The following is a 25794-nucleotide window of genomic DNA, read 5'->3' as shown; positions in this document are numbered from 1 at the left end:
CTTGTTATGAATTTGAAGGTTGAATTACTTGTGTAGGGGTAATAATAGCATCCAGGGGGACATCCCAGGGCTGTATCGGTAACGATTCCGCTTGCTGACAGTCATGAGCGACACCCACTAAGCGGGGGCGCGATTCGCAGTTTACCGTGCTGGCAAGGGTGCGATCATAAAAACCGCCGCCCATACCCAGTCTGTTGCCCTGTTTATCAAACCCGACTAATGGCATAAATAGCACATCATGCTGGTTTAACAACCTTATCGCCTGACAGTTTAATGCGGGTTCGGCAATGCCAAAGCGATTGATATGCATCGGGGTGTCAGCGGTGTAATTCAGCATCAGTAAATGCTTTTTGGTGACAGGATGCAAAACAGGAAGCGACGTGGCGATCTGATGCTGCCAGCAAGAGCGAATCACCGTTGATAAATCAGGCTCGCCGTCATTTGCCAGGTATAAAGCAACACGATTTAACGACGCAGGAAGAAAGTGCTCAATTTGAGTAAACAGCGCTGCTGACGCATCCTGTTGTTGCTGCACCGTCAGTGCTTTTCTGGCGTTGCGAAACGAGCGCCGTAACGAATTGCGGCTTTCCGTAGTATTCATTGCTATGTGTTCCATATCTGAATATGCCACTTGCCAGACATTAGCAAGTGGCATTGGAAAGCACCAGTTTATCTGGCGTAGGTATCAATAAACAGTTGTTCGAGCTTAGCGTGGTCGACACCTGTGGCCACTTTAATTTTCTTCGCTTCAGTCCACAGTGGGCTGGCCGTCGTGCCTTCAGGTGCGACAATTGTCTGTCCACGATTAAGGGCATCGGTGGAAACGCGCACATTACCTTCGGTTAATTCGAACAAATCCGGTTGGATCAGGTGAGCCAACGGGAATGCATCGTGAAAGAAACACACTTTGTCGTCACGGTTTGCCGAATAAAAATCGGCGTAGAACTTAGCCGAATTAAACACAAAACCACCCAGCTTTTCGTTCTTTGCTTTTAAGGTTTCCATAAAAGAGGGTTTGAAAGGCACCGCATTTGTGACATCCAGACCGAACATGGTCAGATCCCAGTCAGCCGCAAATACAATTTCTGCTGCGTGAGCGTCGTTCCAGATATTCGCTTCGGCGACAGGGGTAACGTTACCGCGCACAAACGCCGCGCCACCCATAATACTGACACCTTTGAGCAATTTGGGTAAGTCGGGTTCAAGTCGCAGCGCCAGCGCCAGGTTACCCAATGGGCCAATGGCAACCAGCGTGATCTCGCCGGGGTATTCACGTGCCATGTCAATGATAAATTGGGCTGAACTTCGCGGATCTAATTCGCGCTTAGACGCAGGAAAATTGATATTACCGAAACCATCATCACCGTGAACAAAATGCGCATAGGTTGATTCAGGGCCAACCCATGGCATGCCCACACCTTTAGTCACCGGAATGTCCTGTCCGGCCAGTTCGCAAAGGGTAAGTGCATTGCGTGCTGACATGTCAACCGGAACGTTACCGAACACCGTGGTCAGGCCCAGAACCTCAATGTCGGGTGCCTGAAAGGCAAAAAAGATGGCCATCGCATCATCGATGCCTGGGTCAGTGTCCAAAATAATTTTATGACTCATAAATCCATATCGCTCTAATAATCAAAGTAGGGGAATTGCCAAAGGTTCAGCTTATCGGCTTTGTTTTGCAAGAAATCGGTCGACTTCTTTTTCTTCTGGAATCGACTGTGCAGCCCCTTCGCGGGTAACTGCAATGGCAGAGGCTGCGCAACCGCGAACTAACGCTTTTTTAGCGTCTGCATGCGCTGCGTAAGCAGATAAGAAATAGCCTATAAAACAATCACCTGCTGCGGTAGTGTCAATAGCATTAACGGAAAAGGCCTTTACATCAATGCGCTCGCCTTTTTGCAACATCACCACGCCCACTTTGCCCAAGGTGACAATAACTTTGGCGTGCGTCCACTTTTCAGTGAAGTGGTTCAAAATAGCGTCTATTTCGCTTTCACCGGTGATGGCAGCGGCTTCGGTTTCATTAACAATCAACAGGTCGATACAGTCGTAAGGCAACGATTTGACCGATTCGCTCATTGGTGCGGGGTTGAAAGCAACTTTAAGCCCTTTCTTTTTCGCCTGCTGCATCGCTTCTTTAATACAACTGGTCTCGTTTTGCATTATCACCCAGTCAGATGGCTTGGCGTCATCTAACGCATGCTCAACCATTTTTTCGGTGATGGTCTGATTGGCCCCGCCAAACAAAACAATGGCGTTTTCCCCACTTGGGGTGACTTGAATGATGGCATGACCGGACGGCGTATCTGAGCATTTCACAAAGCGGCAATCGACCCCTTTGCGAATTAGGGTTTGTTTGAACGTAGCATCGGTTTCATGGATGCACCCCACGTGTCTGACATCAGCGCCTGCCATGGCCAGTGCAATCGACTGATTGGCACCTTTACCACCCAAGAGTGTCTGGTAGTGGTTCGAAGCTAATGTTTCACCAGGGGCAACGAAGTGATCAACCTGATAAACGTGGTCGATGTTAATTGACCCGAAATTAATTATTGCCATTTCTGTGTCCAACGAAAGAGGGCGCCTCCCAGAATGCCGCTGTCCATTTTCGCCCGTGAACCGAAAGGATCACGGCGGAAGTTTATTCGTTACCGCAGGCTTCTCGATACGAGTCGAGCTTGCTCAATAGTAACGAGGTCAACTTCCTTATATTAAAGCATCGGCCAGGGACATGAATGAACTGGCAAACATCCCAGGAAGCATTGTTATTATAAATAGCAGTACAGAGTATAACAAACGCAGCCGCTCGTGAAGTGGATCATCAGCGATTCGAATGCGATAAGCCGATGATTGTCTTTTTGTAGCACTGTTTAGCGATAAACAAAGTTTATCATTGAACGGTTGCTAATTGTGGGTTTTAACCCCATGTTTTGGTAGCATAGAAGAAAAAGAATGGGACAAAAAGTGTGAATAATCAGCTCAATTACGACGGGGTAACTAATCTGTTATCTCAACACGGAGTGATAGTCGATGGCGCCGAAGTACATGGCATCCTTAGCGGAATGTTGTGCGGTGGCATGTCCTTAACCGATCGCAAGTGGATGAATGTACTAAGCGACACCATCCATCAGGGGGATGCGTTTAATCAGGAAACGCAAAATTGTCTTAACGACCTGTTTAACCAAACCTGCGAGCAGTTGCTCGAATCAGAATTTGCACTGCAGCTACTGCTTCCCGATGACAAAGCGCCTATCAACGACCGCGGTGCAGCCATCATTAATTGGGTGCAGGGCTTTATGCTGGGCTTTGGACTGTATCAGCAGGACTTAGTCCCCTGTTCTGAAGAAGTGCGCGAAGCGCTGGAAGATTTTGCCAATATTGCGCAAATGGAAGAGCCCATGTCAGAGGATGAAGAATCTGAAAAAGCCCTTTATGAAGTCATGGAGTATGTAAAGATTTCGGCATTGTTATGTTATAGCGAGCTGGGCAAAACTTTGCTGGATGATCACCCTGAAAAACCCTCGCTCCACTAAGTAGGTCATCACGTGATAACACCACAAGAATTTACCTCTCGTCAAGACAGATTGCTGGCCCAGTGTCCTGAAAACAGTGTCTGTGTGATCCCGGCGGCTACCTTGGTGACCCGGAGTCGCGACACCGAATATAAGTTCCGCCAGAACAGTTATTTCTGGTACTTAACCGGGTTTGCCGAACCGGATAGTGTACTGTTGTTGTCCAATCATTCACGCCATCCTTCCTGTTATCGCGCCATGGTATGTCAGGCTAAAGATGAACACGAAGAAGTCTGGCACGGCAGACGTCTGGGTACACAACAGGCACTCAGCCAGTTTAACCTGGACGAGGCCTACGAATCGGATCAACTGGCGGCAGTGTTAGATGAATGGATTGATGGCCATGACCATGTGTTTTTTGCACTGGGTGAGGAAGCCTGGGCGGAACAACAGGTAATGGCTTCTCTGCAACGCTTACGCAGTAATCCACGTAAATTCGCCGCGCCCATACATTTAAGTGATCCCCGTCCGTTTCTGGATGAAATGCGTTTATTTAAGTCTGCCGCAGAAATTGCCACTATGAAAGCCGCTGCCAAAATGACCAGTGAAGCGCACGCCAGAGCAATGAAGTTTGCCCATGCCGGCTGTTATGAATATCAGTTGGCGGCAGAGATTCATCACCTCATTGCCATGGCCGGTGCCCATTACCCTGCTTATGGCACTATCGTGGGCAGCGGCGAGAATGCCTGTATATTGCATTACACCGAAAACGCTGATCAAATTGACGATGGCAAACTGGTGCTGATTGATGCGGGAGCAGAATATCAGGGCTATGCGGCAGATATTACCCGCACCTTCCCGGTTAACGGTAAATTTACCGATGCCCAGGCGAAAGTGTATAACATTGTGCTCAAGGCGCAGGAAGCAGCCATAGCGCTGCTTAAACCCGGCGTGACCCTAGGCGAAGCGAATCAGGCAAGCAGTAAAATATTGGTTGAAGGGCTTATTGAGCTGGGCATTTTGAACGGCTCAGTAGAAGAGAACCTGGAAAATCAGGCTTACCGCGCGTTTTATATGCACGGGCTGGGGCACTTTCTCGGCCTGGACGTGCATGATGTGGGCGTTTATAAAATTGCTGGCGAAGACAGACCGTTGAAGCCGGGCATGGTGCTCACTATTGAGCCGGGGCTGTATTTGCCAGCCCATGAAACCATACCCGAAGCCTATCGGGGCATCGGTGTGCGCATCGAAGACAACATTGTTATTACCGCCAAAGGGGCTGAAGTGATAACCGCCAATGTGCCTAAATCGATTGCGGCCATCGAAAAGCTGATGAGCGAGTAACGCATGACCGATACCGATATCACCATCATCGGCGGCGGCATTGTTGGGCTAACGGTAGCCAGAGGATTGCTGGATAACACCGATTTTTCGGTGACCTTAATTGATAATAAGCTGGACCACAACAAATCCCAGCCTGTGGACTTTGATGCCCGGGTTATTGCGTTGGCCAGACGCTCGGTAGACGAACTGAGGGGCTGGGGTGTCACCCTGCCGGAATCAGTGGCCATCAAGCATATCGAGGTGACCGACAAAGGGGCTGCCGGTTACTGTGAACTGGCTGCCCAAAACTTTAATTTATCCGCGTTTGGTGAAGTGGTTGCGTTGCAACGCTTGGGTGAAACACTTTATGCGTCGGTACAAAATTCGCGCCTGCAGCGTGTCGCTGCTGAAGTAACAGATATCACCACCCAGCCTGATTGTCAGCAGTTGCGGTTAAGTGATCAGGCTACACTCAAGAGTAAGTTAGTGATCGTTGCCGACGGTGGAAGTTCACCGGTCTCGGCGACCTTAGGGTTTCATTACCAGCAAACGGCCTATCAGCAAACCGCCATCATTTGTAATGTAAAAGTATCCGAAAAGCATCAATACAAAGCCTTTGAGCGGTTTACCGCGAACGGCCCGCTGGCGTTTTTGCCATTTACCTCATCGACGGATGACGAAGTTCAAAACGAGTATTCGGTGGTGTGGACCATCGCCGAGGATCAGGCTGAGCAGTTACTTAGTTTTTCCGATAAGCAGTTTATTGATGCGTTGCAAAAGGCTTTCGGCTATCGCAAGGGACGCATTTTAACCGTAGGTAAAAAGGATGCGTTTCCGCTGGCATTGCGCCAGGCTGATAAACTCACGCGCCATCGCAGTGTGGTGGTGGGGAATGCCGCGCAGACATTACATCCCATTGCCGGACAGGGGTTCAATCTGGGAGTACGCGATGCTGTTACGTTGGTAGATGCGCTCAAATCCGTCACCGATCCCGGAGAGTTTGATGTCTTGAACGCCTATCAGCAGGCTCGTCGCGCTGATCGTAGTGCCACGATCGGCATCACTGACTCACTGGTCACCTTATTTTCAAATCAGCTGCTTCCGCTGCAAACTGCACGTAATCTGGGCTTACTCAGTATGAATGTAAGCCATGCCATACAGGCACTGTTCGTTAAACAAACGACCGGGCTTAATTAACACCTGATGAGATTGAACAAGGGTAAACATGCAAAAGGTTGATATTGCTGTAGTGGGTGGGGGCGTTGTTGGCCTGTCGCTGGCCAGTGCACTGACACAGGCAAATATGTCAGTGGCATTAGTTAATGACGGTGCAATAAGTCGCGCGTTACCCGAGCAGATGGGGCTTCGCGTGAGTGCGATCAATCAGGCGCACATTGATGCACTGACAACGCTGGGTGCCTGGCACCATGTAGACGCCCAAAGGCGCTGCGATTTTACCCACATTCATGTGTGGGATAAAGACAGTTTTGGACGAATCAGTTTCGACAGTACTGATACGCAGCGTCAAGCGTTAGGCAGTATTGTCGAAAATCAGGTTTTAATTAATGGGTTGGCGGCGTTTTTACACTCTCAGCAGCAGGTTCACATAGAAAACGCACGGATCAACAAGATTTTATCCGGCCAGCAGGAAACCATGCTGATGCTGGACAATGATAGCGTTATCGCCTGCAAACTGCTGGTGGGCGCAGATGGGGCCCACTCCTTTATTCGCAAACATTATCAGTTTCCGATGACTTTTCATGACTATGGTCAGTTAGCGCTGGTGGCGAATGTACGCACCCAACAGCCACATGATATGACCGCCAGACAGGTTTTTACCCCTACCGGGCCGCTGGCGTTATTACCTACGTTTGATGAGCATATCTGCTCTATTGTCTGGTCGCAGGACACCCCCGTGGCAGAGCAACTGCTACAGCTTGATAAGGCGGAGTTTTCTAATCAGCTTACCGCAGCGAGCGATGCCATATTAGGTGTTGTACAGGTTGAAAGTGACATTGCCCATTTTCCGCTGACCATGCAGTGTGCCAGAACCTGGGCTACCGACGGCGTTGTCATCATCGGTGATGCCGCGCACACCATCCACCCGTTAGCCGGGCAGGGGGCCAATTTGGGTATCGATGATGCGTTTGCATTGGCGAAAACAGTGATGCAACTAAAACAGTCGGGCAAAGACTTTTCACGTCTGCGCTATTTACGCCCCTTTGAACGCGAACGTAAAACCCAGGCGACCAAAATGATTGCCGCCATGAGCGGCTTCCAGACCTTGTTCAGTGGGAATGATCCGGTCAAAAAGTTCATTCGTGGTACCGGCCTGGTGATGACCGATAAGCTTTCCTTTATCAAACAACAATGGATGGCAGAAGCGTCCGCTTTTTAAGTCGTCATTCTTCACTGTAAGATGAACGCAGCTGTGGATGGGATATATTCATTTGCAAAATCGCTGTTGAACTTTCATTATGAGCCTATTCAATAACTTGAACAAAGTGGTTCATATGGATAAGCGTACATTCTTAAAAGCATCAGGGCTGGGGTTCACCGCACTGGGTGCATTGTCTTTCGGGCAAATGGCGAATGCTCAAAATAAGCAAACCTCATCAACGGACACGCTTAGCAACATTGTAGGCGACATCAAGCCTATTTCGGTAGCAGAGCGCCGCGAACGCATAGCCAAAGCGCAGTCAATTATGCAAAAGCAAAATATTGCCGCTATCGTGATAGAGCCCGGGGCCAGCATGGACTACTTTGCCGGCATTCAGTGGTGGCGCAGTGAGCGCCTGACCGCCTTGGTGATCCCGCGCGAAGGTGATATTGCCGTGGTGACGCCTTTTTTTGAAGAGCCCAGTGTGCGCGAAACCTTAACCGTCGGGGATGACGTGCGCGTGTGGCAAGAACACGAGAATCCTTTCACGCTGGTTAAGCAAATTCTTAACGACCGTAAAATCAAACACGGCACCATTGGCTTCGAGAGCACCGTACGTTATTTCGTACTGGATGGCATCATGAAAGCGTTGAGTAATTTCAACCACACCAGTGCAGAGCCGGTCACACTGGGATGTCGATTAATCAAGAGTGCGCATGAATTACAGTTGATGCATAAAGCCAATGAAGTCACCCTGAAAGCCTACGAGCATGTGTGGGCGCAACTTGAACAGGGCATGGATCAGCAACAGGTTAAAGCGCTGATGAGTGAAGCGCAGCAACAACTGGGCGGCTCAGGCGTGTGGAACATGGCGCTGTTTAATGAAGCCAGTGCGTATCCCCATGGTACCCGTCAGGCGCAAACCATCAAGGAAGGCTCAATTGTGCTGATGGACTGCGGCTGTAATGTTCATGGCTATCAATCGGATATATCGCGTACCTTTGTGTATGGCGAACCCACCAAAAAACAAAGGCAGGTGTGGCAACTGGTAAGGGAAGGCCAGCAACTGGCGTTTGACACCGCTGAGGTGGGCACCCCGGCAGGAACTGTGGATGGTACCGTGCGTAGGATGTACGCCAGCAAAGGTTTCGGGCCAGACTATAAACTGCCTGGCTTGTCACACCGCTTAGGCCACGGCATTGGTATGGAAGGTCACGAAAAAATCAATTTCGTGCGCAACGAAAAAACCTTACTGGCCAAAGGCATGTGCTTATCCAATGAACCGGGCATTTACCTGCCCGGCGAGTTTGGGGTGCGTCTGGAAGACTGTATCTATATGGGCGCTGAGAAAGCCCACTGGTTTACTTCGCCACCGGAGTCATTAGACAAGCCTATTGGCAAGCTTGAACCGCTGACAGTTTAAGCTTTCAGCCGGGTGGTGATGAACTCTGCCAGGGTTTTACTTACCACCGGGTGCTGGGTGTCCTGATTGAACAGGCAAATATTCACTTTGCCCAGCACCGGTAAACTTGGATGGGTTAACGGGGTTAAAGTAGTGGGAATACTGGAGCGCGCCAGCGCGGTAACCCCCAGGCCTTGATTGATGGCTGCCGAAAGCCCGCTCAAATCAGCATTGGTATAAGCTATTTTCCAGGCTTTGGTTTGTTGTTTTAAAGCATCAATTACCCGGCTGCGGTACATACAACCGTCGGGGGCCAGTACCAGCGAAATCGGATTGTCCACAAAAGGACGCATGGTATCGCCCACCCATACCACATCGTCTTCAATCACCACTTCGCCTTCTGTGGGTTCATTGGGATTAACCAGTGCCAGGATTAAATCAAAACTGTGACGTTTGGCTTCGTGTAGTAATTCGCGACTTAACGCCGAGGTGACTTCCAGCACCACATCGGGGTAGCGTGCAGAGAATTCGCCAATCAAACCCGGCAACAAGGTCGACGCGAATTCGTTGGGAATACCCAGACGCAGGCGGCCACTTAACGGCGCCGGAGTGAGGCTGCGAAATATACCATCGTTCATCTCCAGCATGGCCTTGGCTTTAGGATACAGCCAGTTGCCATCCACGCTAGGCAGGTGACGCTGGCCTACCTTAGTAAACAATTTTCGTGCTAGTTGTTCTTCCAGCTTTTTAATTTGCAGGCTTACCGCAGGTTGCGAACGCCCAAGAAATTCACCGGCTTTAGCGTAGCCGCCCTGTTCGATTACGCTGACAAAGGTGCGCAGATTATCTAACGAAAGTTGCTTCATAGTAATTAGCTTTGCTGATGAATGCTGCTTAATATATTACATTTTTAAATGTAATGATAAGAAATTTCAATTTGTTGCCTGCCGGATCACCTCCTATACTCAGCGCATATTTTTATTCAGCAAAAAGTGAAAAAAATACCCATGTCTAATACCACGCCTCTGCACGCCAAGCATATTGAAGCGGGCGCTAAAATGGTCGATTTTTTCGGCTGGGATATGCCCATCAGCTATGGTTCACAAATTGAAGAACACCACGCAGTTCGTCAGGACGCGGGCATGTTTGATGTATCACACATGACCATTGTTGACGCCACTGGCCCTCAGGCCAAAGACTATTTACGTTACTTGTTAGCTAACGATGTGGCTAAACTGCAGGACAAAGGTAAAGCGCTGTACAGCGGCATGCTGAATGAAGCGGGTGGGGTGGTTGACGATTTGATCGTGTATCACTTTGATGAAACTAATTACCGTTTGGTGGTCAATTCAGCCACGCGTGAAAAAGACATGAACTGGTTGCGCGAAAAAGCCGAAGGGTTTGATGTTACTATCACCGAGCGCTCAGAATTTGCCATGATCGCGGTTCAGGGCCCCAATGCTAAAGAAAAAGCGGCCACTTTGTTCAGCGATGCACAAAAAGAAGCCGTGGCAGGTATGAAGCCATTCTTCGGCGTGCAGGCTGAAGATTTGTTTATTGCTACCACCGGCTACACCGGTGAAGCGGGTTACGAAATTATGGTGCCTAAAGAGCGTGCCGGCCAGTTCTGGCAGGGCCTGCTGGATGCAGGGGTCAAACCTTGCGGGTTAGGCGCACGTGATACCCTACGCTTAGAAGCGGGTATGAACCTATATGGTCAGGATATGGACGAAACCGTATCGCCACTGGCTGCTAACATGGGCTGGACCATCACCTGGGAACCCGCCGAGCGCGATTTCGTTGGCCGCAAGGCGCTGGAACAGCAACGCGAAGCAGGCACTGACAAACTGATCGGGTTAGTCATGACCGAAAAAGGCGTGTTACGCGCAGGTCAGAAAGTGCGTAGCGGCAACGGCGACGGCATTATTACCTCCGGTACTTTCTCGCCTACTTTAGGCCACGCTATTGCAATGGCTCGGGTACCTGCAGGGGTAGGTGAGACAGTTGAAGTGGAAATGCGCAAAAAGTGGGTTACAGTAAATGTGGTTAAACCCAGTTTCGTTCGCAATGGTAAGAGCGTTTTATAATTAACAATTAATATCAGGAATTATTATGAGCAATATCCCATCTGAATTACGCTACGCATCAACTCACGAGTGGGTACGTCCTGAAGGCGATGGCGTATTTACTGTTGGTATTTCTGAGCATGCGCAAGATTTGCTTGGTGACATGGTATTCGTAGAACTGCCAGACGTAGGCGATAAAGTCAGTGCCGGTGAAGACGTGGCAGTGGCTGAATCAGTAAAAGCCGCCTCTGATGTGTATTCACCTATCAGCGGTGAAATCATTGAAGTTAATGAAGCGCTGGAAGATTCACCAGAGCAAGTTAACTCAGACCCGTACGGTGATGGCTGGATGTTCAAAATCAAAGCAGACGATCCGTCAGAAGTAGACGGTCTGCTGGATGCCGAAGGTTACGAAAACAGTATCGACGAAGACTAATCGCACCGTTTCAATCAGCGATTAATCAATTGGAAAGGGGCAGTGTTAATGCCCCTTTCATGTATTTTAAATCAACGCAAGTGCTTACTTATTTATGTCGAATTCATCTCTCACGCTGGCTCAGTTAGAGCAGAAAAATGCCTTTGTTCGTCGTCATATCGGCCCAGGGGAAGAAGAAATTCAGGCGATGCTGGACACCATTGGTGCTTCGTCGCTTGATGATTTGATGGACCAAACGGTTCCTTCCGGTATTCAACTGGATAAACCCATTGAGGTTGGCGAGGGTGCCACCGAAGTGGAAGCACTTGCCGCATTAAAGAAAGTGGCGGGCAAGAATAAAATCAACCGCTCTTTCATTGGTATGGGCTATTACGACACCCACGTACCCAACGTTATTTTACGAAACGTGCTGGAAAATCCGGGCTGGTACACCGCGTACACGCCTTATCAACCTGAAATTGCGCAGGGTCGTTTACAGGCTATCCTGAACTTCCAGCAGGTGACCATTGATTTAACCGGCTTAGAGCTGGCCTCAGCTTCACTGCTTGATGAAGGTACTGCGGCGGCGGAAGCAATGTCATTGGCCAAACGCGTATCAAAAAACAAAAAATCAAACCTGTTTTTCATCGCTGACGATGTGCACCCGCAAACCCGTGACGTGGTCGAAACCCGTGCTGAGATGTTCGGTTTTGAAATGGTATCAGGCCCGGCTGAAGAAGCGGCTGAGCACGATGTATTCGGTGCCTTATTGCAATACCCTTCAACCACAGGTGAAGTGAAAGACTTATCTGAAGTGATTGCGGCAGTTAAAGCGAAAAAAGGCGTAGTCGCCCTGGCCGCTGACCTGATGAGCCTGGTCATGCTGAAATCACCAGGTGAGCTAGGCGCTGATGTAGCGCTAGGTAGTGCACAACGCTTTGGCGTACCCATGGGCTACGGTGGCCCACACGCAGCTTTCTTCGCGACACGTGATGAATATAAGCGTTCTTTGCCAGGGCGTATCATCGGGGTAAGTAAAGACACCCGTGGCCGTCAGGCATTGCGTATGGCGCTGCAAACCCGCGAACAGCATATTCGCCGCGAAAAAGCCAACTCGAACATCTGTACCGCCCAGGTGTTACTGGCCAATATGGCGTCCTTCTATGCGGTTTATCATGGCCCGGAAGGCTTAAAAACCATCGCTCAGCGTATTCACCGCATGACCGATATTCTGGCTAACGCACTGACCACCAAGGGCATAGCGTTACGTCACAGCACCTGGTTTGATACCATTACTGTTGAAGTCGAAGACAAAGAGGCGGTACTGAAAAAAGCCTACGAAGCAGGGGTTAACCTGCGTGCTGACCTTGATGGTGCAGTAGGTGTGGCGTTTGATGAAACCACTACACGTAAAGACGTAGAGACCTTATTGTCAATTTTCCTTGGTGACGATCATGACTTCACCGTAGACAAGCTTGACGCCGAAGTGACCACGCAGGGCAGCAAATCCATTCCACAGGAATTAGTGCGCACCAGCGATATCCTGACGCACGAAGTGTTCAACCAGTATCACTCAGAAACTGAGATGCTGCGTTATATCAAGTCGCTCGAAAATAAAGACTTAGCCTTGAACCACTCTATGATTTCATTAGGTTCATGCACCATGAAGCTGAACGCGACAGCAGAAATGATCCCGGTCACCTGGCCTGAGTTCGGTCAACTGCACCCGTTCGCGCCACTGGATCAGGCTGGTGGTTACCAGGAAATGATCAGCGAACTGAGCGAATGGTTAATCAACATTACCGGTTACGATGCGCTTTCCATGCAGCCTAACTCAGGTGCACAGGGTGAGTACGCCGGTTTGCTGGCTATTCAGCACTACCATGAAAGCCGCGGCGAAGGACACCGTAATGTGTGTTTGATCCCAAGCTCGGCGCACGGTACTAACCCAGCGTCAGCGCAAATGGTCAGCATGAAAGTGGTAGTCGTGGCCTGTGATAAAAACGGTAACGTGGATCTAAAAGACTTGCGTGCCAAAGCAGAAGAGGTAGGTGACAACCTGTCTTGTGCCATGATCACCTACCCGTCTACCCACGGTGTGTACGAAGAGACCATCCGTGAAATCTGTGACATCGTGCATGATCACGGCGGCCAGGTGTACATGGACGGCGCGAACATGAACGCACAGGTCGGCATTACCGCCCCAGGCTTCATCGGCTCAGACGTATCGCACCTGAACCTGCACAAAACCTTCTGTATTCCACACGGTGGTGGCGGCCCGGGTATGGGACCTATCGGTGTGAAATCACACTTAGCACCATTCCTGCCAAACCACACGGTGGTGAATATTGAAAACGCGGGTAAAGATTGCGGTGCGGTATCCGCAGCGCCTTGGGGCAGTGCCTCAATTCTGCCGATCAGTTATCTGTACATCAAGATGATGGGCTCAGAAGGTCTGCGTAAGGCAACGCAAGTGGCAATCCTGAATGCTAACTACGTGGCCAAGTCATTAGAAGGGCACTACAACGTGCTGTACAAAGGCCGTAATGGCCGTGTAGCGCACGAATGTATCGTCGACCTGCGTCCATTAAAAGAAGCCTCAGGTGTTTCTGAAGTGGATATCGCTAAGCGCTTAAACGACTACGGTTTCCACGCGCCCACCATGAGCTTCCCGGTCGCCGGCACGCTGATGATTGAGCCGACAGAATCCGAAGCCAAATACGAGCTGGACCGCTTCATCAACGCGCTGATCAGCATTCGTAAAGAAATCGCCAAGGTAGAAAGCGGCGAGTGGGATGCCACCGACAACCCACTGCACAACGCACCACACACCCTGGCTGACATTTGCGACAACGACTGGAACCGCAGCTACGACCGCACGCTGGCGGCATACCCGGTACCAGAAGTCGCACGCAACAAGTTCTGGCCAAGCGTGAACCGCATTGATGATGTATTTGGTGACCGCAACCTCATGTGCTCCTGTCCTGCAATTGAGAGTTATATTGAGAAATAATTAAATTTGTCCACGTTAAATAAAGATTGTGACAGGATTAATTAAGTTTGTGACATTAATTAAGTTTGTGACAAATGAATGATAAAGAGGCGAGTCAGTGATGACTTGCCTTTTTTATCGCATCAGCTATTTATCGTATTGGTGTAGTGAATCATATCGGAATGACCCATTCATTTGCTGTTCTAAATTAATATGACAGATTGTTGTGCGCTCGTAGACTATGGTAGTTAGCTATGTCCGACCGCTTCAGACAAACTATAGTCACTACAGAATCCTGAATTACCTTTTGGTGGTGTAGGAAACAGTGGCATGGGTAGTTATCACGGTCAGGCCAGTTTTGATACCATCAGTCGTCTTAAATCTGTGATGAGACGCAGTTTTATATTTGATGTTCCTTTGCGCTATCCGCCATTCAATAAACTGAAGTTCGGTTTGCTGAAGCGATTACTATAGTGTCCGTCTATCCTTTGCACTTGGCGATACCAGTCACAAACCTGGACAAGGCTCGGCAATTTTATGGTGAGCTTATCGGCTGTGAGCAAGGTCGCTCAGATGACTGCTGGATAGACTGGAATTTCTATGGTCATCAACTGGTCACCCATTTGGTGGCACGAATGCCGGATCAGACCGAGCCCAATCAGGTTGATGAGAAAGCTGTTCCTGTTCCCGCATTTTGGATTGGTATTGCCGTGGAATAAATGGGAATCATTGGCGAATAAATTACAGCAAGCTGAAGTTGATTTTGTTATAGAGCCTTATATCCGCTTCATGGGGAAACCTGGAGAGCAGGCCACACTGTTTTTACTCGATCCAAGTGGTAATACGTTGGAGTTCAAGGCATTTAAAAATATCAGCCAGCTGTTTGCTAAGTAGTATTCTACCAACCCACATATTAAAAGGCCCCGGGACTAAATAAGTTACCGGGGCTATTTATTTTTTATTGTCGTTAAAAAAAGAACGACGAATCAGGCCGCTCTATTTTTTGAGGTTGTCTGCCAAAAACTGCTCCATCGTAGAATAAAATTCTACGTTGTTTTCCAGTAGTTGGTAGCCATGCCCTTCTTCTTTGACCATTGGAATGAACGGTTTGCCGATTTTCTCTAAATTTTCCGTGAGCACTTCGTACTGTTCCATCGGAACCCGCTCATCTTCGCTACCGTGGGCGATAAAAAGGTTTGCCTTTATCTTGTCGACATTAAGAGCGGGTGAGAATTTACGCATCAAATCTTCATCAGTACCTAAAACTTTGTCTAAAAAGCGCATACCTTCGTTTCTTTTTGGAATATCGCCAGACTTTTTCATCTCGAACAAAGAGTAAACGCCTACGTAACCAATACCACATTTGTATAAGTCTGGTTCTCTCACCAAACTTTGTAATGTGCCATAGCCACCATATGAGCCCCCATAAACGCACATTTTATCCTTGTCGGCGAAGCCCTGTTTGACCATCCACATGCTGGCATCAGTCATATCGTTAATCATCTTGCCGCCCCATTCTAAATGGCCGCTTTCTTCAAAATCGACACCATAGCCGCCTGAACCGCGGAAATTCACTTTCACAACGGCATAACCACGACTGGCGAGGAATTGCGCTTCACGATCCCACTGCCAAAAGTCACGAGGACCGTGAGGACCACCGTGGATAATCTGCACCATTGGGTAGGGCGCTTCGCCGTAAGTCGGTAACATGTAATAACCATTTAGCTCAATTCCGTCGCGGGATTCGAAGCGCATAGGTTTCATGCTGGCCATGAGATTTGGGTTAATTTCGGGCTTGGACTCTGACAGCAATCTGATGCCAGGAGCACTGCCATCCAAACCGCGATTATACAGATAGAATACGCCAGGATCGCGATCTGAGGACACGCTGAAAATGATCTGATTTCCGTCCTCAGTGGCTGAATGAATCTGGATATTGGAAGATTCATCCGTCACTTCGAAGGTGGCGTACAGTTGGGCAAACACCCGTCGCATTTCGCTTTTTTCAGACAGAAACAGTATTCTATTAAAGTCTGGTGAAACCATTAAACCTTCCAATCCACCGTTTGGTGAATATAGAGGGGCGCCAATGGTTGCTCTTTCCGGCGTAAAGATATGAGTAAAGTCTAACGTTTTCATATCTACTTCATAAACGGATGGCAATTTTGAGTTGTAGTCTGATGCTACATATGCCTTGGAATTATCGCTATTGAAGCCCAACAATCTTACACGAGCGACTTTTTTGCTATCCGGATAGCGCATATGTTCAGTATCAATGGATTCCCAGTCGCTGGTCGGGGTGCGTTTGACATAGGCATAGAAAGAACCTCCGCCTAATTCATCGTTGCGATCCTCTGTGTAGCCGAAAGCCATTCTGGGAACGCCATTTGTATCTGCGATGATGTCATTAACATTGGCAGGCTGTCCAGCAGTGTATTTTTCTTTGCCAGTATCGATATCAATTTCAAACAGTCTGGCCGGAATCTGACCTAGATCACTTCCTCTATCGTTATAATCCTGAAAATTTCGCTTTTGAACCAGAATTTTATCTGGCTTATCCGGTAACAGGCTGACTATTTCATAAAATGCCCGGTTGCCATCCGTAAGCTGAATGCCTCTTTTACCATTCAGGTTATAGGCAACGTAACTTGGCTGAGAGCCATTGTCATCTAAATAGCCAACAAATTTAGCGTAGTTGATGATAAATCGATCATTACGCGGCCATATAATCTCAGAGATTCTACGATACTCGCCGAGATTGATACTAGTCAGGACTTTCGTCAGGTTGATATCCATAATGGCAACACTGCTCGAGTTGTCCTTATCTTCATATATAGCCGCAATATGTTTACCGTCCGGTGAAATCACCATGTCGGTGAACTGTGGCTTTTTGAAAAAGTGTTCAACCGGAATTGAGGACGGATGAACTTGTTTTTCTTTTGCAATAGCGTGGTGGGTGAACGACAAGCTGAAAAAAGCGATCAGTGATAATTTTATGATGCCTAAAGCTCTGCCAGAAAGAACTTTCATTTCCTTGGTCATAGTGATTTCCTGTGTCTTCTTTACTTCTAAATTGAGTTCTGTTGTTTCGCAGAAAACATCCGGCAATCCCCTTGGATTGCCGGATAAATTAAGCTGGGGATGATAACCAGTTTGGGTTACAAAATACAGTTTGTTTTTTAATCTGACCTCCTTTAACTCATGTCGGAATTCAACCTTCGGTTTTCGCTGAATAGAGCTGAACGGATCAGGTCGATGACCTGATCCTTATGACTGACACTCGTTCGAAAATAGTAGCGATACCCTGACCTAGATCGATACACATGGTCGCCAGACCAACTGATTTATCGTTGGCTTCCATCAGATTCAGGAGGGTAGTGGATATTCTCGCGCCTGAGCAGCAAAGGCTTCGTTGAATTCTGCAATTTCGATATCGTCCATGGTCATGCCAGCACGTTTCAATGCTTTTTGCGTGGCAGGCACAGGACCAAAGCCCATGATGGCTGTATCACAACCGGATACGCCCATCGATTTTACTTTCGAGCGAATGGTTAAGCCCAGTGCTTAGGCTCTCTTTTCTGACATCAGTAACATCGCTGCTGCACCATCAGAAATCGCCGACGATGTACCGGCAGTTACCGTTCCATTGACCGGATCAAATACTGGACGAAGGCCCGCCATCACTTCAACTGTTGAATCCGGGCGAATCACTTCGTCTTGTTCAACCAAAGTCAGAACGCCGTTTTGATCGTGGCCTTCGATTGCCACAATTTCGCTGTCCCAACGACCTTCCTGCCGCGCAGCAAATGCACGGCGATGTGAACGTGCGCCAAACTCGTCCTGCATTTCACGGCTGATACCATTTTGACGGCCAAGCAATTCAGCGGTTATGCCCATGCTGCCAGAGGCTTTTGCCGTATATTTGGCAAGGCCGGGATGGAAATCGATGTTGAGTATAAGAAGTATAAGAAGTATAAAAAGTATAGGCAAGACATAGTGACAACTGTATTTGAGTAGGGCTTTTACATATATCGAATGGGTGTTCTAAAAAAATAGCGCGAAGTGAGTAGTCGTTAAGATAAGCAGGTTACCTGATCTTTAGCACTAAAATTTGAAATCAGATTTATAGAGGCTTTTGCCTCAACATATTGCGTGTTCAAGCTTTCTTTTGGTTTAACACTTATGCCCCAAAGTCAAAATCTTGTTGGATGGTATAGTCATCAACCACTGTGGTTTGAGCAGATTCGAAAAGCGGCGGGGCTCGACAAGTATTAGCAGTAATAGGAAAGCTGTTTTTGTCTAAGTGCATCAATATCTTGTTGATGATAGCAGGCTGTGTAATACAAGCGATTATCTTGACATTGTTGCTCTCACACGCTTCGCAAATGGTGATGCCAATGTTGAATACTCGTTTTAACCGCTGAGCCCAGCTCATACTACGTGCATGGTATGGCTTACCTGAGTCTTTTAAGTCCTCGGCTAACCGAGGGCTGTTCCTGCCTCGCTGAGAAGCAGTGATCTCTGCACGTACATTGGCATTTGGCGCAAGCACGCCATAATACCGTGTCAGATTGAGTCTAGGCGGTGGTACCAAGGCGGTAATCTTACTAATGAAGTCAATCGGTGAGAAGAATACGTGGGTTGTACCTTCTATATAGGGCGTCTTAAGTTTGCATCTGACATTACCTGCAGTTGTTAGGCTTAAGCGTTGTTCACTCACAGCTGGCCTTGCGATATAGCGAGAAAGTCTCTCTAGTTTGTCTGGTTGATCTGCGTCAGCGAATACCCCTGCATGTAGGCTAAATCCAGATATCTTTGCTAGTTGTCCATAGTTATAGTGATCTTTGGCTGGCAATGTTTGCAGAATGAATACTTTTTTACCAGCATCCTTGCCTACTGCAATACGGTAGTTGACCGATGATGCTTGAAGTGGAAGCAAACTATCTTCATCATCAATCGGCAAGTTTAGAAAGGTGTAGATCAGCAGACCGTTACCGTATAGAAATGCAAGCATTGTCATAAGCCTTACGTTTGAGCTGCCGGTTGTTTAGTTTTTCATACGATGCCGTCTTAACACCATAACCATCAAAACGAGGATACACATTACTGACATATTAGGTTCGCTGATATGTTGGGCGCGTATCGTGATGTCATCGTTAAATGCCAAAACATTAGGCAATGGAACGGATGAGCCTAGTGACATGTTGATATACTCTATTTGATCACTGGCGTTTGCCGTGAATACAACGGTCCCTAACAGGTTGCCATTAGCATAGCCGGTCACCGTTCTAGCGGTGTAATCAAATATGGCCTCTAATGTTGCCCATTCCCCGACATTATAGGCCTCACCGTATACTGCTTGCGTATCAGCGTTAGACAAGTAGAAGACCGAATTGCCATCTTCATCGGCTTGAATCCCAATCAGTGCATTGGGCAACATGTCACCTATGCCTGTTAATCCGAGACCGGTGCCACAAGTAGGTGGAATATCACCGTTCAGGTTGACCATGCCAAACAAGGTAACAATAGACTTTCCCCGGGTGTCGTAACTAAGTGGTCGGGCATACGAGCCAAACTGGAACGTGTCAAATGGTGGTGGAAAGGAGGGAAAGGATTCTAATTTTGCGCCATCAATACGTACGCTTTGACTATCACTAACGGATTGCTCAGTTGAAATAGTTGCCGCGTCGCTACCTAACACAGCAAACCACTCGTCCTGACCCGCAAACGAGCCCACGGAATATTCAGGTGAATCAAAATCTGTTTGGTAGAGAATGACACTCGCTATAGTGTTATTTGAAATTACGGCAAACAGTAAAAGGAACGTTTTAAAAAACTTGCGATGGATTGACATGAGAAGCCCTTATAAGTGTGCTGTGCAAGTCACACCTTTTCACAGATTGATTTGCAAAAGATTTACCTCCTATACAACTAAATCTTCGTTCACTAAGTTAGCTATTATAGTATAAATGGGTCAATGAAGTTATTCGCTGAATGTCACTCGGTTATTAGTAAAGCAGGCAGTTTATTTTTAGAGTTTCGTAATGAACACCTAGATATGTCTCAACCTCCTCACCATAGAAATGCTCTGAAAGTGCCCCAACGATTATTGCATCACCGCCTATCTCTCTTTTCATCGATGAAACCCGAGCACTAATTCAGTTGGCCCCATTAAGTTGTTCAATTATCAGACTTCAATCGAATTAATTAAGGATGGCAAATCGTATTTTCCGGTTTTTAATTAAATGGGATTTTAAAATCTACAGGGGCTACTTTACCAATCTTCTCAGAAAGATCATCTTCATCATGCTTGGAATTTGAAGTGGTTTTAAATGCTTTACCTGCGACCAACCAGCTTACTCCAAATGCAACTAAACAAACGAATTCCACCCAAAATAGAGCTGAATGGATATCATCTTTGACGAGCCAACCAATTGCTGCAGACACAGGCATTAAACCGCAACAAATCTGATAAATTAGTATTCTTCTTACCACCTTAATCTTATTTTCAGGTTTGGCTACCTCTAGCTTCCTTTTAGCCCGGACCCAGAAAATCCGACAAAATATACATAGTATGGCTATTAGGAAAATCGCTGCAGAAATGTGAATAACGGGTATCCACTCCCCTTTAATAAGAGGGTAATGATTGTATAAACATTTTCCATCGACAACGTTTTCCTTAATATTACAGAAGGCTGGTAGTTTTGCTAAGACTTCTTCAGTTTGTTTTACCCACTTCATATCAATTGACGTAGGGAATACAGCGACAATGCACGCGCATATGGCTCCCAAAGATGAAAGCATCGAGTCTATCGAGCCTCGTTCTCCATAGCAGGCCAGGAATGCGCTAACGATAAATAGTAATCCAACAAATGGTATGACTGCGCCAAAGTGAAACGTAGCGGATATGCTCGAAGGCAGAGAAAGCTTGCCAACCCAGATGCAGTAACTAACGTAACAGACTAATGCGATAACTAGCGCAATCCATCCCACTAATATACGTAGAAACTGATAGTCAAAGTGCTCTTTGTTCGAGTGTTCTTGAGCCGCTGTTTCATCTATAGGATCAATCATTGTTAAGCACCTTTAGCCGGTCTGAAAGATACTGCTTATAGTCGTTTTCTCTGTTGAAAATATATTGGTACAAGTCAATTGATAGGTAGAACGCCTCATCACCCCCATATTTTGAAAAGCCGAAACTGAATCTGTTATCAATATGAAACATGAAACCCCAGCCCAGTTCATCAAACCCGTCCCGGTCGGCATAATTTAAGGCAAAAGAAACTCCGCAGGAAAAAGAATTAAAACAGCCATCTTCTTTCCATCGGTTAAAACCCACGACTTCTAACGCCAACGACTCTTTTAATTCCTGACCATCAGGTGCTTTTCCCATGTTGTCATATACAGGGTTGAGCCTCATTAGAAAGTATTGAGTAGAAGGAGGCTTAGCAAAATCAGAGGTAAAGTAATCGTCACCTATAAGACCGCTGAACGTGTCATATACAACTGTGGTAAACCATATATCCATGTGACTTTGTGCCCGGGACGTGTCTATGAAGGACTTCCACTCCGTATTAATTGCTGAGAGCTTTTCTATATTAAAGGTCCCTTTCAAACTACGCGCATAAAATACGTCATCAATCATCTCTTCCAAATCAACGAAAGCATCGACGCAGTTGCAATCGGAAACCTCTTCTGGCGTTAAATTAACTTGTTCATTGAGCTCAGGTAAGTCGTGACTGTCACCTGAAAGAACGTTTTTAAATGAAACAGCTTGGCTGCCAGATACCGTGATAGTTGGTTTGAGGCGCAAATCATATATAGGATCGATACTTTCAGTAAGCAACGTAGCGACGGTATCACTATAAATATTTAATTGTTCGTTTGCCTCTGCAATTACGTCATTTACCCAGACTTGATAATAGAAATGAGCATCAATAAAGCTTTGGATTGTATTAAGCTTAACGTGTTCGCAAATTGCTTTTCGAGCGTCATTCGCCTGGCTTTGAACATCCCCCCAGCTATCCCCAACCTCAACATTATTTGGAAATTGACACTCTAGTTTGTCCTTACTGGCGTTAGGGTCGGCAAGGGCATAAACAGGAAGTAATGCGATAATAATTAGCAAAGTCCTTTTCATCGTGCTACTCCGTTGTATCTGAGTTGAAAAAGCGGGCGAAGTTTGAATAAATGTCTTTTAACTTCTCAGCTTCATCATCTATCCCATCGGAAAAGTCAGCACTATCTTTGGTTTGTTTAAGTTCTTCCCAAATGCCCATTAGTGAGAGTTTATGCCAATGCTTTGTGTATTTGTCGATTTCATTTTTTTTGGGTCGATCCTCAGACTTCCGAAAAATATCATTCATTATCCCTACGTGAACGTCCGGACAAGCCAGGTAATGCTCAAATGAATGAATATTCCATAATTGACGCTCCTCTGAAAATACGTCTGGCGCCATCCTATGCAAATCAACAACTTCGTTAAAACGAATTTCAACGTAATTGAACAGTGTGTCATTATCCCAGATTGCCGTTGGATTGAATTTTCGAAAAAGCGCGACCAAATCAAATTCGTGGTAAACATTGCGAAAGTATTTACACATGCCATTCGATAAATCAGGTTTAACTCGACTCGAATAGGGATCTCTAGCGTGGGGGAAGACTCGGCTAACATTGGCAAGCATGGTTAATGACTTGATCTTGTTATAAGGGTAAGAAAGGTATTTTGGTGTGTTCTCTTGCTTATTCATCGTATCGAACAAACGATGCAATAAGTTATGCATTACAGCTGTGCCTAATGAATGGCATATCACATGACAATCATCAACATTTCCATTTTTAACCGTACTGTTATAAGCCTTATAAAACTGTTCGCCGGCTTCCGCTTCCACAGCCCTTGCAAGGAAGGTGTTATAGATGAATGCATCCAGGGCACTTTTAGTGAAAAAGTTATCTTCCCGGATTGTCTCTCCATAACTTAATAACGACTGAAATATTTTATTATCTGAAGCAGTAATGCTGCCTTGTTGAGTTGATTTACGCTGCTTTTCAAGGATCTTGTCGAAAATGGTATCGTAGTTGATTAACTCCACATTGCAGTGCTCATTTAAATTGGGCACATTTTTATAAAATTCTTTATGCAGGTAATTAAAAATATTGGTAAATGAGGTTTTGAAGCTACTGTCGGCGTGATCGCCAATGCCGTGAATTAGAATAATTGATGGCATTATTCACTCCATGAATTGTATATTATTTATCCAATTCGTATAAACATATACCATATGTCGGGAATTTCAAACATCTCCTAAAACATAAGTTAGTCTGTAATCACATACGGCATTCAAAGCCAGTCAATCTACTACTATAGTATAATCCGCCGCTCTTCAAACAAGCCAATTCAAATGGATTATTCATGAATTTCAAACGAGCGACTTTTTGTGTTTTATTAATGTCAGCCTTAGTGGGTTGCGGTGGTGGGGGTGATAGCCAATCAACCTCAATCGATATTCCTATAGAAAATTTACTTCCAAAAATTACCGTTGAGACAACAATTTCAGCCAACGAGAATTCAACTATCGAAATTAGCGCCAGTGCAGAAGATGCAGATGGTAGCGTACAAAGCTACAGATGGGAGCAGACTGAGGGCGTTACGGTTAAGTTAGCTAATACTGACTTCTCAACAGTATCCGTAACCCTACCAGAGGTTGATACTAACGAATCAGTTTTTCTGACAGTTTACGTGACAGATAACGATGGTGAGTCATCATTTGAAGTGGTTCAAATCGATATCAAAGACATCGGTAAAAACTCCTCGCTGACGATTAATGGTCAGGCAACTGATAACCCACTAGCTAATGCAACAATAGTTTTGATGCTAGATGGTCAGGATACAGAGCAAACTACAACTACTGATGAAAATGGAAATTACAGCTTTGATATCACACTAGATGAAGGTCAAACGAGCAAATTTGTATCATTAAAGGCTGTAGGTAGTGGCGAGCAGAGCGACGCAGTGCTTATTTCGTTAATGGCTGATTTTAATACGTTGGTTGAATTGGCAGGAGAAGATGGAGTTTTGGGATTAAATGAGAATTCTGCTTCCAGCATCACTCATATCACAACCGCAAAATACGGATTAATGTTAACAGACAGTGGTGAGGAAGATATTTTCTCTGAAGAAGCTTATGAAGTATATAGCGCATCGTTGGATGCTGAAGACATCTTAAATCTTGCAACGGCGATTAAAGTTGCAATAGATAAAGCTTTGGTTAACGAAGAACTTTCACTCCCTAGCGACCTTGAAAATACGTTGCAGTTGGTTGAGCAAGTGGAAAAAAGGAAAGATTACTTAAATAAAGTTATTAATAAGCCTGAGTTTGCTGAAGCTAAAGAGGAAACGCTTTCAGACAAAAGATTGGTTAATACCCAATTTGAATTTCCGGAAGCATTCAGATTGTATGGAACAACCTATTCTGATACGCGTTCTTTTGGCATTGGTTTCGACTTTAACAACGATGGAACCGGTAAATTTTTAGCTGCTGACTTCACATGGAATTCGAGTGAAGGTGTTATAAACGTAGACTTTTCAGAAACCGCGTATGAAGAATCACAAACAGTAATTGATGGTATGACTGTTGATATATTAAGAGGTGTAAAAGCGGTTAAAATTAGCGTTTTAAACGAAAACAGAGGCAGTTTGGATGTTGTTTATGACATTACTTATGAAACAATTTATCCAAATAATGAAGCAGAGAAATATTCAACTGAATTTTCTTCGATTTATACAGCAGCAATTAAAAGAGAAGATATTGTAGATCGCGAACAACATGTAGCATTCTTACCTTTGATTACTGCGACTGACTCTTTTATGTATTACGTAACAACAGAGAATGAAATAATTTCTTTCTTCAATGATAAATTCATTCTAAACGCTGACGGCACTGGCTTTGGTGTAAATACGAAGCTAGAAGTCACGTGGGAGCAAATTGACGGTAAAATTATCCTTTCAAAAGTTTCTGATGGTCTTCCAGTATCTCCAGAAGTAGATAAGGTATTCGAAAAAATTGAATTTTCGCAAGTTCCGGGATCTTCGATTGGTGAGCATATACATTCAGAATCTACTGTAATTGGTGATGGTATCTTTGGCGGAACAACTAGTGGCGCATTTAACACTGAGTCTTTAGAGTGGACCACTGATACTGCACCTGGTATTTATGGTTATTTTTCGGGAAATTTAACAGGTATCAATCAGTTCCTTCTTCAGTTAGAGGAGAATGGAAATTTGAACACCTTATCAACTAACGATATTAATTCTGACGGTGAAATATCTCCAAACGAAATATCTCGCTTTTATGGAACTTGGACGATCGAAGAAGGTATCTTAGTAATGAGAAGGTTCCAATTATTGTCTGGAACTGAGGTTACAAATTGTCGAGCGGTAGCTGATGATTGCAGATTGTCACAAGTGAGAAAGTGGGAATTAGCTGATACCAACAGAGATGCTTATCTTGTTTTGAGTGATATGCGAACTATTTATTCTGACTTGTTTTTTGGTCCAGACGCAGTTGAAGTAGACATGAGAAGGATGAAAAAATTCGATAAATCACCTATCGATATTCCGTTCATTGAGGAATAATTTTATATGTAGAGAAGAGCAGGTTGATTCCTGCTCTTTATTTGTATTACCTCATATCTGATTCGACAG

General features: G+C 46.1%; 19 protein-coding genes, 1 other RNA gene and 3 pseudogenes. 11 read left to right on the top strand and 12 right to left on the bottom strand.

The features are described from left to right. Window positions 1-4: 4 nt before the first annotated feature. From HCJ96_RS03960 to ssrS, 4 genes are all read right to left on the bottom strand, one after another. Window positions 5-655: a 5-formyltetrahydrofolate cyclo-ligase gene (locus HCJ96_RS03960; RefSeq protein WP_246261118.1), complete on the bottom strand. Its 651-nt coding sequence runs from the start codon at window positions 653-655 to the stop codon at window positions 5-7. Between the two features lie 14 nt (window positions 656-669). Then, window positions 670-1611 (bottom strand): nucleoside hydrolase, encoded by a 942-nt coding sequence (locus tag HCJ96_RS03955; RefSeq protein ID WP_169209740.1) that lies wholly within the window; start codon window positions 1609-1611, stop codon window positions 670-672. A gap of 51 nt (window positions 1612-1662) precedes the next feature. Then, window positions 1663-2559, bottom strand: a complete 897-nt coding sequence (locus tag HCJ96_RS03950) for a ribokinase (protein WP_169209739.1) — start codon at window positions 2557-2559, stop codon at window positions 1663-1665. A gap of 21 nt (window positions 2560-2580) precedes the next feature. Next, window positions 2581-2762, bottom strand: a non-coding RNA gene (gene ssrS / locus HCJ96_RS03945) — 6S RNA. A gap of 204 nt (window positions 2763-2966) precedes the next feature. On the opposite strand from ssrS, the gene HCJ96_RS03940 reads away from it, so the two are divergent. The 5 genes from HCJ96_RS03940 (at window position 2967) to HCJ96_RS03920 (ending at window position 8638) form a co-directional block, all read left to right on the top strand. After that, window positions 2967-3533, top strand: a complete 567-nt coding sequence (locus tag HCJ96_RS03940; protein ID WP_169209738.1) for a UPF0149 family protein — start codon at window positions 2967-2969, stop codon at window positions 3531-3533. A gap of 12 nt (window positions 3534-3545) precedes the next feature. After that, the gene (gene pepP, locus HCJ96_RS03935; protein ID WP_169209737.1) at window positions 3546-4856 is read left to right on the top strand and encodes a Xaa-Pro aminopeptidase; all 1311 of its coding nucleotides are present in this window, start codon (window positions 3546-3548) and stop codon (window positions 4854-4856) included. Window positions 4857-4859: 3 nt separating this feature from the next. Next, on the top strand, window positions 4860-6032 hold the full coding sequence (ubiH, locus tag HCJ96_RS03930; RefSeq protein WP_169209736.1) for a 2-octaprenyl-6-methoxyphenyl hydroxylase: 1173 nt from the start codon (window positions 4860-4862) through the stop codon (window positions 6030-6032). A gap of 28 nt (window positions 6033-6060) precedes the next feature. Continuing rightward, window positions 6061-7233, top strand: a complete 1173-nt coding sequence (locus HCJ96_RS03925; RefSeq protein ID WP_169209735.1) for an FAD-dependent monooxygenase — start codon at window positions 6061-6063, stop codon at window positions 7231-7233. 115 nt (window positions 7234-7348) lie between these two features. Further along, window positions 7349-8638, top strand: a complete 1290-nt coding sequence (locus tag HCJ96_RS03920; RefSeq protein WP_169209734.1) for a M24 family metallopeptidase — start codon at window positions 7349-7351, stop codon at window positions 8636-8638. Here HCJ96_RS03920 and HCJ96_RS03915 read toward each other — a convergent pair. Beyond that, window positions 8635-9483 (bottom strand): LysR family transcriptional regulator, encoded by an 849-nt coding sequence (locus HCJ96_RS03915; protein ID WP_169209733.1) that lies wholly within the window; start codon window positions 9481-9483, stop codon window positions 8635-8637. The two genes, HCJ96_RS03920 and HCJ96_RS03915, sit on opposite strands and share 4 nt — an antisense overlap. Window positions 9484-9624: 141 nt before the next feature. On the opposite strand from HCJ96_RS03915, the gene gcvT reads away from it, so the two are divergent. The 5 genes and pseudogenes from gcvT (at window position 9625) to HCJ96_RS03890 (ending at window position 14984) form a co-directional block, all read left to right on the top strand. Beyond that, window positions 9625-10704, top strand: coding sequence for a glycine cleavage system aminomethyltransferase GcvT (gcvT, locus tag HCJ96_RS03910; RefSeq protein WP_169209732.1), 1080 nt, complete (start codon window positions 9625-9627; stop codon window positions 10702-10704). A 25-nt stretch (window positions 10705-10729) separates the two neighbouring features. Next, window positions 10730-11119, top strand: a complete 390-nt coding sequence (gcvH, locus tag HCJ96_RS03905) for a glycine cleavage system protein GcvH (protein ID WP_169209731.1) — start codon at window positions 10730-10732, stop codon at window positions 11117-11119. A 94-nt stretch (window positions 11120-11213) separates the two neighbouring features. After that, window positions 11214-14111 (top strand): aminomethyl-transferring glycine dehydrogenase, encoded by a 2898-nt coding sequence (gcvP, locus tag HCJ96_RS03900; protein ID WP_169209730.1) that lies wholly within the window; start codon window positions 11214-11216, stop codon window positions 14109-14111. Window positions 14112-14375: 264 nt separating this feature from the next. After that, a pseudogene (locus tag HCJ96_RS03895) lies at window positions 14376-14564 on the top strand (aldehyde dehydrogenase family protein); the annotation flags it as partial. Then, window positions 14564-14984 (top strand): annotated as a pseudogene (locus HCJ96_RS03890) (VOC family protein). The pseudogenes HCJ96_RS03895 and HCJ96_RS03890, both read left to right, overlap by 1 nt. 102 nt (window positions 14985-15086) lie before the next feature. On the opposite strand, the gene HCJ96_RS03885 reads toward HCJ96_RS03890, so the two are convergent. The 7 genes and pseudogenes from HCJ96_RS03885 to HCJ96_RS03855 all read right to left on the bottom strand — a co-directional run bounded on the left by HCJ96_RS03885 (window position 15087) and on the right by HCJ96_RS03855 (window position 23317). After that, a complete protein-coding gene (locus HCJ96_RS03885) occupies window positions 15087-17132 on the bottom strand; it encodes an alpha/beta hydrolase family protein (RefSeq protein WP_169209729.1) in 2046 nt (681 codons plus the stop codon). Window positions 17133-17337: 205 nt separating this feature from the next. Beyond that, window positions 17338-18038: pseudogene (locus HCJ96_RS03880) on the bottom strand (thiolase family protein); the annotation flags it as partial. Window positions 18039-18270: 232 nt separating this feature from the next. Next, entirely contained in the window at window positions 18271-19104 is an 834-nt protein-coding gene (locus tag HCJ96_RS03875) for a transposase (protein WP_246261117.1), read from the bottom strand. A 33-nt stretch (window positions 19105-19137) separates the two neighbouring features. Next, window positions 19138-19944, bottom strand: a complete 807-nt coding sequence (locus tag HCJ96_RS03870; protein ID WP_169209728.1) for a hypothetical protein — start codon at window positions 19942-19944, stop codon at window positions 19138-19140. 383 nt (window positions 19945-20327) lie between these two features. After that, a complete protein-coding gene (locus HCJ96_RS03865; protein WP_169209727.1) occupies window positions 20328-21164 on the bottom strand; it encodes a hypothetical protein in 837 nt (278 codons plus the stop codon). After that, window positions 21157-22230: a hypothetical protein gene (locus tag HCJ96_RS03860; protein WP_169209726.1), complete on the bottom strand. Its 1074-nt coding sequence runs from the start codon at window positions 22228-22230 to the stop codon at window positions 21157-21159. Before HCJ96_RS03860 ends, HCJ96_RS03865 begins: the two co-directional genes overlap by 8 nt. Window positions 22231-22234: 4 nt before the next feature. Then, on the bottom strand, window positions 22235-23317 hold the full coding sequence (locus HCJ96_RS03855) for a hypothetical protein (RefSeq protein ID WP_169209725.1): 1083 nt from the start codon (window positions 23315-23317) through the stop codon (window positions 22235-22237). A 185-nt stretch (window positions 23318-23502) separates the two neighbouring features. On the opposite strand from HCJ96_RS03855, the gene HCJ96_RS03850 reads away from it, so the two are divergent. Further along, window positions 23503-25725 carry a PKD domain-containing protein gene (locus HCJ96_RS03850; protein WP_169209724.1) on the top strand — a complete coding sequence of 741 codons (2223 nt, stop codon included), beginning with the start codon at window positions 23503-23505 and terminating at the stop codon, window positions 25723-25725. The last annotated feature ends 69 nt before the right edge of the window (window positions 25726-25794 follow it).

Origin of the sequence: Alteromonas ponticola, from assembly GCF_012911815.1 — a bacterium.
Taxonomy (GTDB): domain Bacteria; phylum Pseudomonadota; class Gammaproteobacteria; order Enterobacterales; family Alteromonadaceae; genus Alteromonas; species Alteromonas ponticola.
The sequence above is the reverse complement of the archived record's forward strand: the minus strand, read 5'-3'. Positions and strand labels throughout refer to the sequence as shown.